This is a genomic window from Nonomuraea sp. NPDC049480 (assembly GCF_044465905.1).
In the GTDB taxonomy this organism is placed as follows: Bacteria; Actinomycetota; Actinomycetes; order Streptosporangiales; family Streptosporangiaceae; genus Nonomuraea.
In genome coordinates this window covers 136544-151015 of record NZ_JBITMD010000014.1, presented here as the reverse complement: position 1 = coordinate 151015, position 14472 = coordinate 136544, and the positions used below count along the sequence as shown (strand labels likewise).

Sequence of the window (14472 nt, the reverse complement as noted above, 5' to 3'; positions counted from 1 at the left end):
GGAGGATCGTAACAACGCCGACGTGGGACGGGTGTGCGCCGCGGCTCAATCAGGCGACACCTCGAAAGGATGCGCAGGGTGCCGGGGCAGGCCCCGGGCCCGCTCAGCGCACCAACCCCGGCACCACGTTCCGCCCGCCCTCGCGCACGGCGAACAGTTTCCTGCTCTTGCCCGTCCGCACATCCACCGCATAAACCACCGCCGCAGGCCCGTTCGCGCCCAGCGACTTGGGGGTGGCCAGCATGTTCACCTCCGAGGCGTTCAGCCAGCTCCCGAGTCGCCAAGGACGGAACCCTTCCGCGAGCCCGGATATCGGGGTACGGGTCTCCCCGCCGCCCTGTACCGCATCGAAAGTGACGATTGAACCGTCCTCCTGCACCATCGGCTCTCGATCTGGGTCGAAGGTCTGTCCCAGCCGAGCGAGCGTCCGGCCGTCAGGCGCGAGAGCGCTGTAGTAGTACGTGAAGTCCGGGATGGTGATCGGGTCGTGGCCGAGCACCCACACCTGGCTGGTGTTCTCGTACGGCTTGGCCAGCACGACGGATCCGGAACCGTCCGACACGCTCACCGGCCACCATCCCCGCTTGAGGTCGGTTACCGTCCCGCGCTCCACGTCCACCAACTTGTTCAGCTCTTTCCGGCCGCCCCATCCCGACACGATGAACCGCAGCCCGTTGGGCGACAGGCGGAGCGCGTACTCGACCGCGAAGTCCTCCGCGGGCTGCTGCAGCGGCGATTTCCAGGTCTTGCCGCTCTCCAGGTCGCGCACCACGATCGTGCGGTGCCGCGAGCTGTAGTACGCGATCCTGCGGCCGTCTGCCGTGACCTCCAGCGGCCCGGTCGCATCCCTGCCCAGCTCGTACGTGTCGCCCTCACGCGTCGAGATCCGCCAGGTACGGCATGCCTCGGCCGCCTCCCGGCACTCCGATCGGTACGCCTGCTCCACCGGCCCGACCCCCTTCGCCGGCAACGGGAGCGCCTTCGTCTCCGGCGGGGTGAGGACGATCGAGGGTGCGGGGCGTGCCTGCAGCAGCAGGCCCCCACCGCCCACGATCAGGCAGGTCACGGTGGCGGCGACCACGGCCAGTCGGGTCGCACGCCTTCTCCGCGCACCCCGCACCGCCTGGGCCGCGAGATCGACAGCGGGCGCTTGCTCTGCCAGCGCATGCAGATCATCACGCAGTGTGTTCATCGGTACACCTCCTTGGGGGTGAGCGCGCGAAGCTTGGACAGCGCGTAGTTGGTCTGGCTTTTGACGGTGCCGATCGAGACGCCCATGAGCTGCGCGGTCTCGTGCTCTGAGCGGTCCTCGTAGAAACGCAGCACGATGACCGCCCGCTGCTTCGGCGTGAGCTGCGCCAGCGCGTGGTGCAGGGCGAGACGGCGCACGGTCGCCTCGTCGTGAGGCTGCCCGGGCTCGGCCGGCTCCGGCAGCTCGGCCCCGGGCAGCTCGATCTGCTTACGCCTGCGCCACGAAATTGTCTGGTTCACCAAGGCCTTGCGAGCGTACGCCTCGGGGTTGCCGCTCTTGGCGAGCTTCGTCCAGTGAGAGGCGACGCGGGTGAGGACCGTCTGCAACAGGTCCTCGGCGAGATGGGCGTTCCCCGTGAGTAGGTACGCCGTCCGCATCAGCGATTGCTGACGGGTACGCACGAACTCATGGAACCCCTCGTAACGGTCCATATATCGAAATAACTCCACAGAAGGGCTCCGGGTTGGAATGCCGGCGCGATCGAGCTCATGCGGCCGCCTCGTGGACGGTCAGCCCGAGGGGACGACGCCTTCGCGGACCCGGATGCCGGGTCGCCAGCCGAGCTGCCGCGAGATCCCCAGGCCGCTCGCCAGGACCGACGGCAGCGCGGCCTGGTGCTTGACCGAGCCCGCCCGGAGCACCACCGACAGCGCCGCGACGACCCGGCCGGCGCCGTCGACGATGCGCGTGGCCACCGAGTCGGCCACTGAACGGCTGGGCCAGGGTGCGCAAGGACTCGGTCAGCGGTGCCGGCGTCCCGAGCTGCCACAACCGCAGGCCCACCGTGAATCGCCCGTCCTCCCGGCGCTCGAGGGCGCCCGCCGCGACCAGTTCCATGGCCAGGCGGCGCGCGACCTCCTCACTCATCAGGTAGCGGCACCCAAACAGGCATGTTCATTGGATGAACATATCGATCCGCGGAGCGGCGCGGTGGGGCACCATGACGCCCATCAGACGTGCCGTACAGGCGGTGACGAGCCACGGAAGAAGCGGAGTGCGAGCAGATGGCCGACACAGGGGCGAAGAACCCGCGGATCGCGATTCTGGGGGGTGGGATCGGCGGACTCGCGGCCGGCGCCTTCCTCCATCGTGAAGGGATCTCCGCCACCGTCTACGAACAAGCGTCGCAGCTGAAGGAGGTGGGGGCCGGGGTGGTGGTGGCGCCGAACGCGGTCCGGCTGCTCCGCCGGCTCGGCGTCGTCGACGGCTTCCTGCGCCGCGCGGTGCGGCTCGAGATCGGCTGGGAGTTCCGCCGCTGGCAGGACGGCACGGTGCTGTCGGCCGAGGACCTCGCCTCGGCGTGCGAGCGGCTGTACGGCGAGCACACCTACACCGCGCATCGCGCCGACCTCCTGCACGTCCTGAGATCAGCCGTCCCCGACAGCGGCATCCGCCTCGGCAAGCGGTGCGTCGACCTCACCACCCGCGACGACGGCCGGCCGGTGCTGCGTTTCGCCGACGGCGAGATCGTCGAGCCGGACGTCGTGATCGGAGCGGACGGGATCCACTCCGTCGTGCGCAGCACGATCGCAGAGTCCTCGCCGGCCGCCTACTCCGGTTTTTGCGCCTTCCGTGCCCTCGTGCCGTCCGAGCGCGCTCCGGCCTTCGCCCGGCGCAACGCCCAGACACTCTGGATCGGGCCTGACCACCATCTGGTGCACTACCCCGTCTCGGCCGGACGGTTCGTGAACCTCGTCGCGTTCGCTCCCGCGGGGGACGATGCCGTCGAGTCCTGGACCGCGACCGCGACGGTGGAGGAGTTCCTGGCCGAGTTCGAAGGCTGGGACCGGAGGCTAACCGAGCTCATCCGGGCAGGTGGGACACCCGGACGGTGGGCCCTCCTGGACCGGGCACCGCTGCGGCGATGGAGCAAGGGCCCGGTGACCCTCCTCGGCGACGCGGCCCACCCGATGTTCCCCTTCTTCGCGCAAGGGGCGGCGCAGGCTATTGAGGACGCCGCCGTGCTCGCCCGCTGTCTAACCGACGACCTGGGCGATCCGGCCCGGGCTCTGCAGCACTACGAGACGCTGCGGATCCCCCGGACCAGCCGGTTGCAGGAAGTCAGCCATGCCCGGGCGTTCGTCAACCACCTGCCCGACGGGCCCGAACAACAGGCCCGCGACAAGTCCTTCGCCGACGCGGACCCCTTGGTGGCGAACGGCTGGATTTACGCGTACGACCCCGGGTGAGGCGGCGACCGCGCCGGCCGAGGAGGTCAGACGGTCCCGGCGATCGGCTACACGCCGGCCGCGACGAGTCGGATCGCCATGTATTGGCGCGCCGGCAGGGGGACCCGGAAGCTGCCCGAGTATGTGCCGGGCAGCGTTTCGACGGTCATGTTCCAGGTGTCGATCACGTCGACCGTCCAGACCGTGCCGGGCGCCATCGTGACGTCGCGATAGGAGGGCCGGTTGAAGCCGAAGTAGGCGATCAGGTAGCGCGATGCCACGCCGCCCCAAGGGGTGTCCCAGTCACTGGGCAGGGGGTCGAGCACACCGGTCGGTGATTCCTCGATGATCTGCTTGAGGAAGGCGATCCGATCCGGGCTCGAGCCGATGAGTTCGCCGCCTTTCGACCACCACAACTCTTCGCGGTCGTTGAGGTAGGTCTCCCCATGTCCCACGTAACCGCCGCGCACCGCGCCTTCCCAGAACCGCCGGGTCATCTCCTCACCCGTGATGTTGCCCCATCCTTGGTCGATGTCGCCTTCGTAGGCGCACTCATCGATGACGACGGGTTTGCCCCACTGCTCACGCCACTGGTCGGTGTTCTCGGCGGTGCGGTACACGTCGATGCGCTGCACACTCGCGTGGGTGATCCACGGCCGGCCGTAATCGTAGAAGCCGAAGCAGTTGTGGATCGAGAGCAGGTGCCCGACCGGGTCCTCCTCGACGACGATCGCGGCGAACCGCTCCCAGTCGTCGACGGTCTTCGAGAACAACAGGTCGTATTCGTTCGCGAGCGACCACCAGACATTCGGCAATGCCGACAATCGCCGGACCACGTGACGGACGTAGCGATCGTCCGCCGCGGTCCCCATGTCCGAGAAGCCCCAGCGATCGTAGGCGTGAAACAGGATGACGTCGGCTTCGACGCCGATCGCCGCGAGATCCGCGACCCGGCGCTCGAAGGCGCGGAAGTAGGCGGGGTTGAAGCGCGTGAAGTCCCACGTACCGTCGCTGTTCCGCTCGAACGGATGGAGCGGGGGCTCGTTGGCATTGAAAAGATACGACTTCGGGAAGATCCCCATCCGGATCTTGGTGAAGGGCGAGTCGGCAAGCGTACGCAAGGTCTGTTCCTGCAGCGCTTCGCTCTGGTGGGTCCAGGCGTACGCGGTCGTGCCGAGCGGCAGGTGACGCGTGCCGTCCGCGTACGAGAAGTGGTACCGGTCGGCGACCCGAACCGGCCCCCGGCCGGTACCGGCCGTCGCGGTGAGCTCCACGGTGACGCCGTCGAGGGAGGGCGTGGTCGCTTCCGTCGTGACGATCCAGCGTCCGGCCTGGTCGGGCAGCAGCCGGATGCGCCAGATCCCGTCGCCGTCGTAGAAGCCGCCGAGCCGGCGTGCCGACCCGTCGGGGGCGGTCACGCGTGCGGACAACTCGACGTCGACGAACGGATTGCCATGGCTCGGTCCGGCGAGTACGAGCTCCCAGGTCGCCCACACTTCGCCCGCGGCGGGTGCGGAGATCACTTCGGCCGAACCGCGAGGCGTGCCCGCCGGCTCGTAGCGGGGATCCGGCGCGATCTCCGGCGGATCGGAACGCACGCGCGGGTCACCGGCATCGAGTGCGGCAAGCTCGCGCCACAGGTCATCGAGCTGTGCGGAGGTGAGCCGGACGTGCGGGCCGGCGGCCGTGATGTCGCCGAGGGCGCGCCGGCGCAGTTGTACGAGCAGTGGCGAGTTCACGACCCCGGGCAACGTGCGCCGGATGATGTCGCGGGCCTCGGCGTGGTCGAGGATGTCGGCGAGCAGAGTGTGCGGCCCGAATCTCCGGTCGTTCATGCCGTGCCGCCCGAGGTGACGGTCCCGCCGGCGGGATCCTCAGGCACGTCGACGTCCCGAGCCGGTGCTGTACCGAGCAGCGACCACAGGTAGTCGAGATGCGCTGCCATGTCGATCGAGCGGTCGTACTGCCACTGCTGCTGGAGACCGTCCGCGACCGCGATGAGGATGCGGGACACCATCTCGGCGTCGAGCCCGGGCCGCAGTTCGCCTGCGTCCGCGGCGTGTCTGATGTCGGCGCGCACGTTTCCGGCGATCCGGCGGTAGCGCTCGCCGAAGTAGTCGTGTGCGGGGTGCTCCGGGTCGGTTCCTTCCTGGACCAGCGCCGAGTAGAGCTCCACGAGGCCGGGCACCTCGCTGTTGTGCCGGACGATGCGGGCGATGCGCGGTCCGGCGGCGTCGCTGTCCGCGAAGGAGGCGATGTCGCGTTCGTCGCGGCGACGGAGCACCTCGGTCAGGAGGTTCTCCTTCGAGCCGAAGTGATAGAGCAGCCCTGCCTTGGTGATGTTCGCCGCGTCGGCGATCTGCTGCAGGCTCGTGTTGCCGTAGCCGTTCGCGGCGATCAGCTCGAGCGCGGCGTCGAGAATCTCTCGGCGCTTCGCCCGCCCCTTCTCATAAGGGCCGGGGCTGTCATATGGGCCGGGGCGCGACGGTGTGGGCGTTTCCCTGTCGAGCAACGGAGTTCCCCTCATCTCAGGTCCGTGATCCCGGCCGTGCTGCTGGCAGCGTATCCGGCGCGGAACAATGCGTCGGCGGTGTCCCCGGGTACGTCGGGGAGGCTCAGCTCGACCGCGGCCATCGAGCGCGGCAAGTCGAACGGCAGTCGTCCCTCCGGCTCCGCGACGCCGAGGACGACGTCGAGCACCGCGCGATCGGAGGCGCCGAACTCGGCCAGCAAGGTGATCTCGGCGTCGAGGAACGGGGTGAGGACAGCGGGCCGGTCCAGCCCCACCACGAGAGCTGTCGGCGCCATCGCCGCGAGGTCGAGGATCCGGGCGATGTCGGCTTCAGCGAACTCGAGGCTGCCGGCGTGGAATCCGCTTTCCAGCATGTACGTGTCGCGGGCTTCCCACGGCGCCGCGATCCGGACCACGATCAGGTCGGCGTCGCGCGGGTCGTCGACGATGTCGGCGGCCCCTGCCGCAGCCGCCGCGTCGAGACCGTCGAGGTGGAGTCGCGCAGGCCGCACCGGCAACGCGTCGAGCGGGGTGAGCGCGACCATCGCCCGAGCCTGGGCGGCCAGCCCCTCCGCGACGAAGCCGGGCGCGCCGACGACGGTGGCGGCCTCGTCCTCGGAGACGAACGGATTGTCGAACAGTCCGAGGTCGAACTTCACCCCGAGCAGCCGGCGCGCGGACTCGTCGATCCGCGACTCGGGAATGTCGCCGCTTTCGACGAGGTCGATGAGGATCTCGACGCACTCCTCGCCGCCCATCTGGTCGCAGCCCGCCTCCACGATGCGACGTACGCGCTCGCGGGGCGTGAGCTGTTCAGCGCCCCAGGCCCGTGCGGGCAGCCTGCGGCTCCCGTCACGCGCCTGCGCATCGGTGACGAGTCCCCAGTCACTGCACACCACGCCGTCGTAGCCGAGACGCTCGCGCAGGAGGCCGGTGATGATCTGCCTGTTGAAGCCGAAGCCGATCTCCTCGATCGGCTCACCATGCAACTCGAGGCCCATCGGTATCCCGTAGTACGGCATGAGACCGGCGGTGCCGGCGGCCATCGCCGCGCGGAAGGGCGCGAGGTGCTCGTCGAAGCGGCCGCCTGGGTATATCTGCTCGCGCCCGTAGGGAAAGTGGGGGTCCTCGCCGTCGCGCTGCGGCCCGCCGCCGGGAAAGTGCTTCGTGATGCAGGCGACGCTGCGGGGACCGAGGGTCGCGCCCTGAAAACCCTCCACGTACGCGACGACGAGACGGCCGGCGAGTTCGCCGTCCTGGCCGAAGGTCGTGTACTGGCGTGCCCAGCGCGGCTCGGTCGCGAGGTCGACCGAGGGGTGCAGCGCAGCCCTGATGCCGACAGCGACGTACTCGCGCCGTGCGACGTCGCCGAATCGGCGGACGAGATCGGCGTCGCCTATTGCGGCGAAGCCGATCTGGTCGGGCCAGGCGGAGAAGTCGGCCGCCGCGAAGGAAGCGGCTGCGTTGTGCCCGAAACCGTGTCGCGGGTCGGTCGAAAGGGTGACGGGGATGCCGTGCGGGTTCTGCGCGGCGAGCTCCTGCACCGCGTTCTGCCAGCGCGCCATTGCGCGCGGCCCGGGCATTTCGATGACGTTGAGGTGCGTGATGAGCTTGCCGCCGACGAGGTCGGCGGCGCCCGCGCGGCCCGGTCGAATCGGCACGTTCGAGACCCGGCCGTCAGCGGTCGCGACCACCTGGGTGTGGAACATGAGGCCGGCCTTCTCGGCGAGCGAGAGGCGGGCCACGAGGTCGGCGACCCGCTCGGTGGTGGAGAGCCGTGGGTCCTCGTAGGGCTCCATCGTGCCGTTGCCGTTCAGGTCCCTGAAGCGCGTGCCGTCCTGTGCGGTCAGCGTGTCAGCGGCGACTGCCGACGAGGCAGCTGGCATGTGCGACTCCAATTTCTTGATCACGCGCGGACCCTGCATATATAACGCCATTGACATACTTACCACCGGTCAGTAGTTTTCCCAAATGTTGCTCACACGCCATTGTGAGAACGTAGGGAGCCAGCGCATGACCGTCCCCACGAACAGCTTCGACGGCTACGTCTCCGCCCCGTTCCGCCCGCTCATCGACGGCATGGCCGAACGGGGGGAGTTCGGCGACGACGACCTCCAGATCGCCGCCTACGCGGGCACGGAACTCGTGCTCGACATCGCGATCGGCCCTGGGATCACCCGCGAGAGCCTGCTCATCCCCTACTCGGTGTCGAAGAACACGATCGCCATGAGCATCGGCCTCCTCCTCGAACGCGGCCGGCTCGACCTCGACGCCCCCGTGGCGCGCTACTGGCCCGAGTTCGCCGCCGCCGGCAAAGCCGCGATCACCGTCCGCCAACTGCTCTCCCACCAGGCCGGACTGCCGCAGACCGTGCCCCGGCTGACCCGTGACGAACTCGCCGGCACCGTGCGCGGTGCCGAACTGCTCGCCGCGCAGCGCCCGCTCTGGCATCCCGGCTCGGCCTTCGGCTACCACGCCGTGACCATCGGCATCCTCGGCGCCGAGATCGTGCGCCGCATCACCGGCCGCACCCTCGGCGAGTTCTACGAGAAGGAGATCCGCGGGCCGCGCGGCCTCGACTTCTATCTAGGGCTTCCCGAGGAGCTCGAACCGCGCGCTCTCGACCTGCTGCCGATGCGCCCGGTCGCCGGCTCCGGCGGCCCGCCCTTTCCCCGCACGCCTGGCCAGCTCGGCGCCTACGTGATGGCCGCCGGCGCGCCCCCTGCGAGCGAAGACGAGCGTCGTCTCCAGGCCCGGCGCGACCGCGCCATCGGCATGCCGGCCGTGAGCGCGACCGCGTCCGCGCGCGGCATCGCGGCCCTCTTCGCGGAGAGCACTGTGGGCCTCACCAGCACACCCCTGCTCTCCGCCGACACCATCGCGCAACTGGCCCAACCTCAGGTGGCCGGCATCGACGAGGTGATCGGGATCGAGCGGCGCTACGGCATCGTCTTCCAGAAGCCCGTCCCGGGGCTCCACTTCGGCGGATTCCGTGCGTTCGGCCACGACGGCATGGGCGGCGCGCTCGGCTTCCACGATCCGGAAACCGCAATCAGTTTCGGGTACATCGTCCGCCGCATGCCGCCGCCGGGCGGCTGCGACGCCCGGGCGCTCCGCATCGCCCAGGCAATGCGGTCGATCGTCCGCCAAGCATGACTGCTCAGGTGCTGAGCAAGGACCCGCCACGCCGTCGCCGCCGCGCAACGGACTCAAGGGAGTATTCATGCACATCCGCACCGTCGTCGCAGCGGCCCTCGCTGTCGGCGTCACCATGAGTGCCGGCGCCTGCGCCGGCACCGAGCCGCAGAGCGCCAGCGGCGCTGCCACCAGCACGCTGACCCTCGGCAGCACCATCGCACCGCAGACGTTCGACCCTGCCGGGGTCGGCGACGCCAACTTCGTCCCCTACGCCCAGGCCGCCTACGACTCCCTCATCCTGCGCAAGCCGGACGGCACCTATGCCCCCATGCTGGCGGCCGACTGGAAGCTCGCTGAGGACAACAAGTCGATCACGCTCAACCTGCGCCCCAATGTCACCTTCAGTGATGGCGCTCCCTTCGACGCCGAGGCGGCGAAGGCGAACCTCGAACACTTCCACGCCGGCACCGGTCCGCTCTCGCGTGAGCTCGCCCTCCTCGATTCGGTCAAGGTCGTCGACGCGGACACCGTCACGCTGACCTACACCTCGCCGGATCCCGACATCCTCTACAACCTCGCGGACGCGGCCGGCCGCATGGCCAGCCCGGCCGCGCTCAAGAACCCGCAAAGCCTCGCCACGACCCCGGTCGGCTCGGGCCCCTACGTGCTCGACACCGCCGCGACGGTGCAGGGCTCGACGTACACCTTCACCGCGCGCAAGCAGTACTGGGACCCCCAACTGCAGAAGTTCGCCAAGGTCGTGTTCAAGATCTTCCCCGACGAGGTGTCGCTGCTGAACGCGCTCCAGAGCCGTCAGGTGGACGCCGCCAACCTCACCGGCGCCGACAACCGCAAGGCCGCCACGGCCGCGGGTATCAAACATCTGACTCCGGACAGCAACATCTCGTGGATAGGCACGATCTTCTACGACCGCACCGGTTCGATCGTCCCGGCCCTAGGGGACAAGCGGGTCCGCCGCGCGATAGCCATGTCGTTCAACGTGCCGCAGATCCGGAAAGCCTTGATGGCGGACACCGGCGTGCCGAACACGCAGATCTTCCGGCAGGCCTCCCCCGGATACGACGAAGCGCTCAACAACGCGTACGCCTACGACGTCGCCGACGCGAAGAAGCTCATGGCGGAGGCGGGTTACGCAGGCGGCTTCGACCTGACCCTGCCGATCAACGCGCTCACCACGCCCGCCGCGATGGAGAACTACAAGAACAGCCTCGGCGCCCTCGGCATTCGGGTCAAATTCGAGAACCTCGGCACGATCGCGCAAACCTTCGCGGGCCTGCAGAGCGGCAAGTACGCGATGGCCCCCGCGATCTTCGGCGCGGGCCCGACAGACTGGAAAGTGATCAACAACTACCTCGTCGAGAAGGCCGCCTGGAATCCGCTGCACACGACCGACCCCAAGTTGTCCCAGCTGATCGAGTCCTATCCGGCCGCTGCCGAGAAGGACCACGGCAAGATCATCGGTGAGATCAACAAGTTCCTCGTCGACAACGTCTGGTTCGACCCCTGGCTGTTCATCGAGGAGCAGTACTTCGTGGCCGGGCCCGTCAACGTGACGCTGCAGAAGGACCAGAACATTCCGTCGATCTACAACTACGCGCCCGCCGGCTAACAAGAAGCACCGTCTCCGGACGGGCCGGGGCTCGGTCCGCCCGGAGACGGTGCCGGAAAGGCAGTCAAGTTGTTGGCGTTCCTCGCGAAGAGAATCGGCGCGGGTCTGTCAGTGCTCCTGGTGGTCCCATCCCTCACGTTCCTGCTCATGTACGGCAATGCGGCGAACGCCGCGCGGCAGATCCTGGGCGAGAACGCGACGGCCGAGCAGATCGCCGCCAAGTCGGCCGCGCTTGGTGTCGACAGGCCGCTGTACGTCCAGTTCGTCGACTATGTGGGGCATCTCTCCGTGGGTGACCTCGGCCGCTCCTGGTTCTCGGCGGAGCCCGTGGGCTCCCTGCTCACCAGCCGGGCCACCGTCACCCTCACGGTCGTCATCGGCTCGATCCTGATCTCGACCCTGCTCGCCTTCGCCCTGGGCGTCGTCGCCGCACTCCGCCGGGGCGCCATTGACATCGCGCTTCAGGTGCTCGCGATCGTCGGCTTCGCGGTGCCGGGTTTCTGGCTCGCGCTGCTGCTCGTGTCGGGCCTCGCGCTGCAACTACGACTCTTTCCGGCGACGGGATTCGTCCCCTTCAGCGCCTCGCCCGGCCAGTGGCTGGCATCGATCACCTTGCCCATCGTCGCCCTCATGGTCGGCGCGGTCGCCGGCGTGGCGCAGCAGGTCCGCGGCGCCGTGATCGACGTCCTCGAACAGGATTACGTGCGGACGCTCCGGGCGCGCGGCCTGCCGTCCTGGCGGGTCGTCGTGCACGTCCTGCGTAACGCGAGCGCGCCGGCGCTGACGGTCGTCGCGCTCACCTTCATCGGCACGCTCAGCGGTGCGGTCTTCGTCGAGCGCATCTTCGCACTCCCCGGACTCGGCCTCGCCGCCACGAACGCGGCGGTCAACGGCGACGTACCGGTCATCATGGGCGTGGTCCTGGTGATGACCGCCATCGTCGTGCTGGTCAACCTCGTGGTCGAACTCGGCATCGGCCTGCTCAACCCGAAGGTGCGTCTTTCATGAGTCAGATGGTCACGATCCCGGCCCCCACAGCGGTTCCAGCACGGCGTGGTGTCATCGGCAAGGTGCTGCACGACCCGCTCGGGATCATCTCGCTGGTGGCCCTGCTGCTCATCCTGCTCGCGACCGTGCTGGCAACCGTGCTCGCCCCGCAGGACCCGGCCCGGTCATCGCTCGACGACATCTTCGCCCCGATCTCCGCCGCGCACCCGCTCGGCGGCGACAGCGCCGGCCGCGACCTGCTCTCCCGGCTTCTGTACGGCGCCCAGGTCAGCCTGCTCGGAGCGGCCATCGCCCTCCTCACCTCGCTCGTCATCGGACTGCCCGCAGGGCTCATCGCCGGTTACTACGGCCGGACCTTCGACTCGGTCACCTCCTGGACGTCCAACCTGCTCCAGGCGCTGCCTGCGATCATCGTCCTGCTGGCGCTGCGCACGGTGTTCGGCCCCTCCATCTGGACGTCAATGGTCATCTTCGGCGTCATGCTCGCGCCCGGAGCCTTCCGCCTGGTGCGCGCCACGGTGAGCGGGGTACGCAACGAGCTCTACATCGACGCCGCCCTGGTGTCCGGCCTGAGCGACTCAAGGATCATCGCCCGGCACATGCTTCGCGTCGTGCGGGGGCCGCTCATCATGCACAGCGCCATGGTGCTGGCGATCTGCATCAACATCCAGGCCGGGCTCGAGTTCCTCGGCTTCGGCGACCCGCAGACCGCCAGCTGGGGCTCCATGCTGAACGAGGGCTTCCTCAACATCTTCCAAGCTCCGCAGATGTTGTTCTGGCCCGGCCTCGCCCTCTTCATGACCTCTGCCGCCCTCGCGCTGTTCGCGAGCAGTCTGCGGGACGCCCTGCAGGCCGGCAGCGCCAAGCCGGTCCGGCGCCGCCGCCGCGTCGCGGCTCCCCCGGCCGGGAACGGGGCCGGGAACGCGGCGGCCCCGTCGGACGCGCTGCTCTCGGTCCGCGATCTGCGCGTCGCCTACAGCGGCGGCTCCGTCGAGGTCGTCCACGGAGTCTCGCTCGATGTCGCACGCGGCGAGATCGTCGGCCTCGTCGGCGAGTCCGGATCGGGCAAGACCCAAGTCGCGCTCTCGGTGCTCGACCTGCTGCCGACCGGCGGCGAGGTCACCTCCGGGGCGATCGCGCTCGCCGGCGAGCCGCTGCTCGGCCGCTCGGCGTCGTTCCTGCGCACCGTGCGCGGGCGCCGGATCGGCTACATCCCGCAGGAGCCGATGAGCAACCTCGACCCGTCGTTCCGGGTCGGCAACCAGCTGAGCGAAGCCGTCCGGGTGCACCTCGGACTCTCCCGCGCGGCGGCGCGTGACCGCGTGCTCGACCTGCTCGCACGGGTCGGCATCCCGGACCCGGCGCGCACGTACCGCGCCTTCCCGCACGAGATCTCCGGCGGTATGGCGCAACGAATCCTCATCGCCGGTGCCGTGTCATGTGATCCCGAACTGCTCATCGCCGACGAGCCGACCACGGCACTCGACGTCACGGTGCAGGCCGACATCCTCGACCTGCTTCGTGACCTGCAGCAGGAGAAAGGTCTCGGCGTGCTGTTCGTGACGCACAACTTCGGTGTCGTGGCCGACATCTGCGATCGTGTCCTCGTGATGCGGCAGGGCGAGATCGTCGAGGACGGGCCCGCCCAGGCGATCTTCGACACGCCGCAGCACGACTACACGCGGTCGCTGCTGGACTCGATGCTCGACGGGCGGCCGGCCCGGCTCGCCCGCGCGGAGGCTACGGGGGACTCTCGTGTCTGAATCGCTGCTTGAGGTTCGAGACCTCGTCGTCGAGTACCCGTCGAAGGGTTTCCGCTCGAAACCGTTCCGTGCCCTTCACGAGGTCTCGATCGACGTGAAACCCGGCGAGACCGTCGGCCTGGTCGGCGAGTCGGGCTCGGGCAAGACCACACTCGGCCGCGCCATTCTCGGCCTCGCCCCGGTGACCGCGGGCTCGATTCTGTTCGAGGGCCGGGAGATCGGGCATGCCTCGCGCCGTGAGCGTCGCGGGCTCGCGCGCGAGCTGCAGGTGGTCTTCCAGGATCCCTACACCTCGCTCAACCCGAGTATGACGGTCGGCGACATCCTCACCGAGCCGCTCTGGGTCACGGGCGTCAGGCGTCATGCCGCCAAGGCGCAGGTACGCGAACTCCTCGACAAGGTCCGGCTGCCGGAAGACGCCGTGGACCGCTATGCGCGGGAGTTCAGCGGCGGCCAGCGCCAGCGAGTCGCGATCGCCCGGGCACTCGCGCTGCGGCCGAAGCTCGTCGTCTGTGATGAGCCTGTGTCGGCTCTTGATCTGTCGACCCAGGCGACCGTGCTCGATCTGCTGATCGAGCTGCAGGAGTCGCTCGGTGTGGCCTACTTGTTCGTGTCGCACGACCTGGGCGTCGTGCGCTACATCAGCCATCGGGTGGCGGTGATGTATCGAGGGGAACTTGTCGAGGACGGGGATGGGGACGTCGTGACATCGAGCCCCGAGCATCCGTACACCCAGCGCCTCCTGCTCGCGGCGCCCATCCCGGATCCGCGTCGGCAGGAGGTCAATAGAGCCGACCGCCACCGCCTGCTCGCACAGCAGGTCGAGCAGAACGTGCAGGCGGGGCTTTAAGGGCAAGGTTGACACTGACCCTGCGTCGTGGGCCTGCGGCCCAGCCGCACCATCGTCTCCGTGAACCCGACCGGCCGCGACCCCAGCTCCGGGGCCACGGCCGGCGGCGCGGTGCTTCGGTCAGTGGCAGCGCATATCGAAGCCGGCTTCG

12 protein-coding genes are annotated in these 14472 nt (G+C 69.1%); 6 read left to right on the top strand and 6 right to left on the bottom strand.

Features of this window, described 5'->3' with window-relative positions; all coding sequences use genetic code 11:
* Positions 1–103: 103 nt before the first annotated feature.
* From ACIBX3_RS34785 to ACIBX3_RS34775, 3 genes are all read right to left on the bottom strand, one after another.
* Positions 104–1192, bottom strand: coding sequence for a hypothetical protein (locus ACIBX3_RS34785; protein ID WP_397124553.1), 1089 nt, complete (start codon positions 1190–1192; stop codon positions 104–106).
* Positions 1189–1683, bottom strand: coding sequence for a SigE family RNA polymerase sigma factor (locus ACIBX3_RS34780; protein ID WP_397124551.1), 495 nt, complete (start codon positions 1681–1683; stop codon positions 1189–1191). Before ACIBX3_RS34780 ends, ACIBX3_RS34785 begins: the two co-directional genes overlap by 4 nt.
* A 78-nt stretch (positions 1684–1761) precedes the next feature.
* Positions 1762–1959, bottom strand: a complete 198-nt coding sequence (locus ACIBX3_RS34775) for a hypothetical protein (RefSeq protein WP_397124549.1) — start codon at positions 1957–1959, stop codon at positions 1762–1764.
* Between the two features lie 297 nt (positions 1960–2256).
* Here ACIBX3_RS34775 and ACIBX3_RS34770 point away from each other — a divergent pair, with 297 nt between their 5' ends.
* Positions 2257–3441, top strand: coding sequence for an FAD-dependent monooxygenase (locus ACIBX3_RS34770; RefSeq protein ID WP_397124547.1), 1185 nt, complete (start codon positions 2257–2259; stop codon positions 3439–3441).
* A gap of 47 nt (positions 3442–3488) precedes the next feature.
* On the opposite strand, the gene ACIBX3_RS34765 is transcribed toward ACIBX3_RS34770, so the two are convergent.
* From ACIBX3_RS34765 to ACIBX3_RS34755, 3 genes are read right to left on the bottom strand one after another with little or no spacing between them, the layout of a single operon-like run.
* Complete coding sequence (locus ACIBX3_RS34765; protein ID WP_397124545.1) at positions 3489–5255, bottom strand: DUF5605 domain-containing protein; 1767 nt, start codon at positions 5253–5255, stop codon at positions 3489–3491.
* Complete coding sequence (locus ACIBX3_RS34760; RefSeq protein WP_397124542.1) at positions 5252–5947, bottom strand: TetR/AcrR family transcriptional regulator; 696 nt, start codon at positions 5945–5947, stop codon at positions 5252–5254. Before ACIBX3_RS34760 ends, ACIBX3_RS34765 begins: the two co-directional genes overlap by 4 nt.
* Positions 5944–7875 carry a glycoside hydrolase family 3 protein gene (locus tag ACIBX3_RS34755; protein ID WP_397124782.1) on the bottom strand — a complete coding sequence of 644 codons (1932 nt, stop codon included), beginning with the start codon at positions 7873–7875 and terminating at the stop codon, positions 5944–5946. The genes ACIBX3_RS34760 and ACIBX3_RS34755 overlap by 4 nt, the downstream gene beginning before the upstream one ends.
* Before the next feature lie 70 nt (positions 7876–7945).
* Between ACIBX3_RS34755 and ACIBX3_RS34750 the strand changes: the two genes are divergently transcribed.
* The 5 genes from ACIBX3_RS34750 to ACIBX3_RS34730 all read left to right on the top strand — a co-directional run bounded on the left by ACIBX3_RS34750 (position 7946) and on the right by ACIBX3_RS34730 (position 14321).
* Complete coding sequence (locus tag ACIBX3_RS34750; RefSeq protein ID WP_397124540.1) at positions 7946–9088, top strand: serine hydrolase domain-containing protein; 1143 nt, start codon at positions 7946–7948, stop codon at positions 9086–9088.
* Positions 9089–9155: 67 nt separating this feature from the next.
* A complete protein-coding gene (locus ACIBX3_RS34745; protein WP_397124538.1) occupies positions 9156–10700 on the top strand; it encodes an ABC transporter substrate-binding protein in 1545 nt (514 codons plus the stop codon).
* Positions 10701–10769: 69 nt separating this feature from the next.
* Positions 10770–11708: an ABC transporter permease gene (locus ACIBX3_RS34740; RefSeq protein WP_397124536.1), complete on the top strand. Its 939-nt coding sequence runs from the start codon at positions 10770–10772 to the stop codon at positions 11706–11708.
* Positions 11705–13471, top strand: a complete 1767-nt coding sequence (locus tag ACIBX3_RS34735; protein ID WP_397124534.1) for an ATP-binding cassette domain-containing protein — start codon at positions 11705–11707, stop codon at positions 13469–13471. The genes ACIBX3_RS34740 and ACIBX3_RS34735 overlap by 4 nt, the downstream gene beginning before the upstream one ends.
* Positions 13464–14321, top strand: coding sequence for an ATP-binding cassette domain-containing protein (locus ACIBX3_RS34730; RefSeq protein ID WP_397124531.1), 858 nt, complete (start codon positions 13464–13466; stop codon positions 14319–14321). The genes ACIBX3_RS34735 and ACIBX3_RS34730 overlap by 8 nt, the downstream gene beginning before the upstream one ends.
* Positions 14322–14472 lie beyond the last annotated feature (151 nt).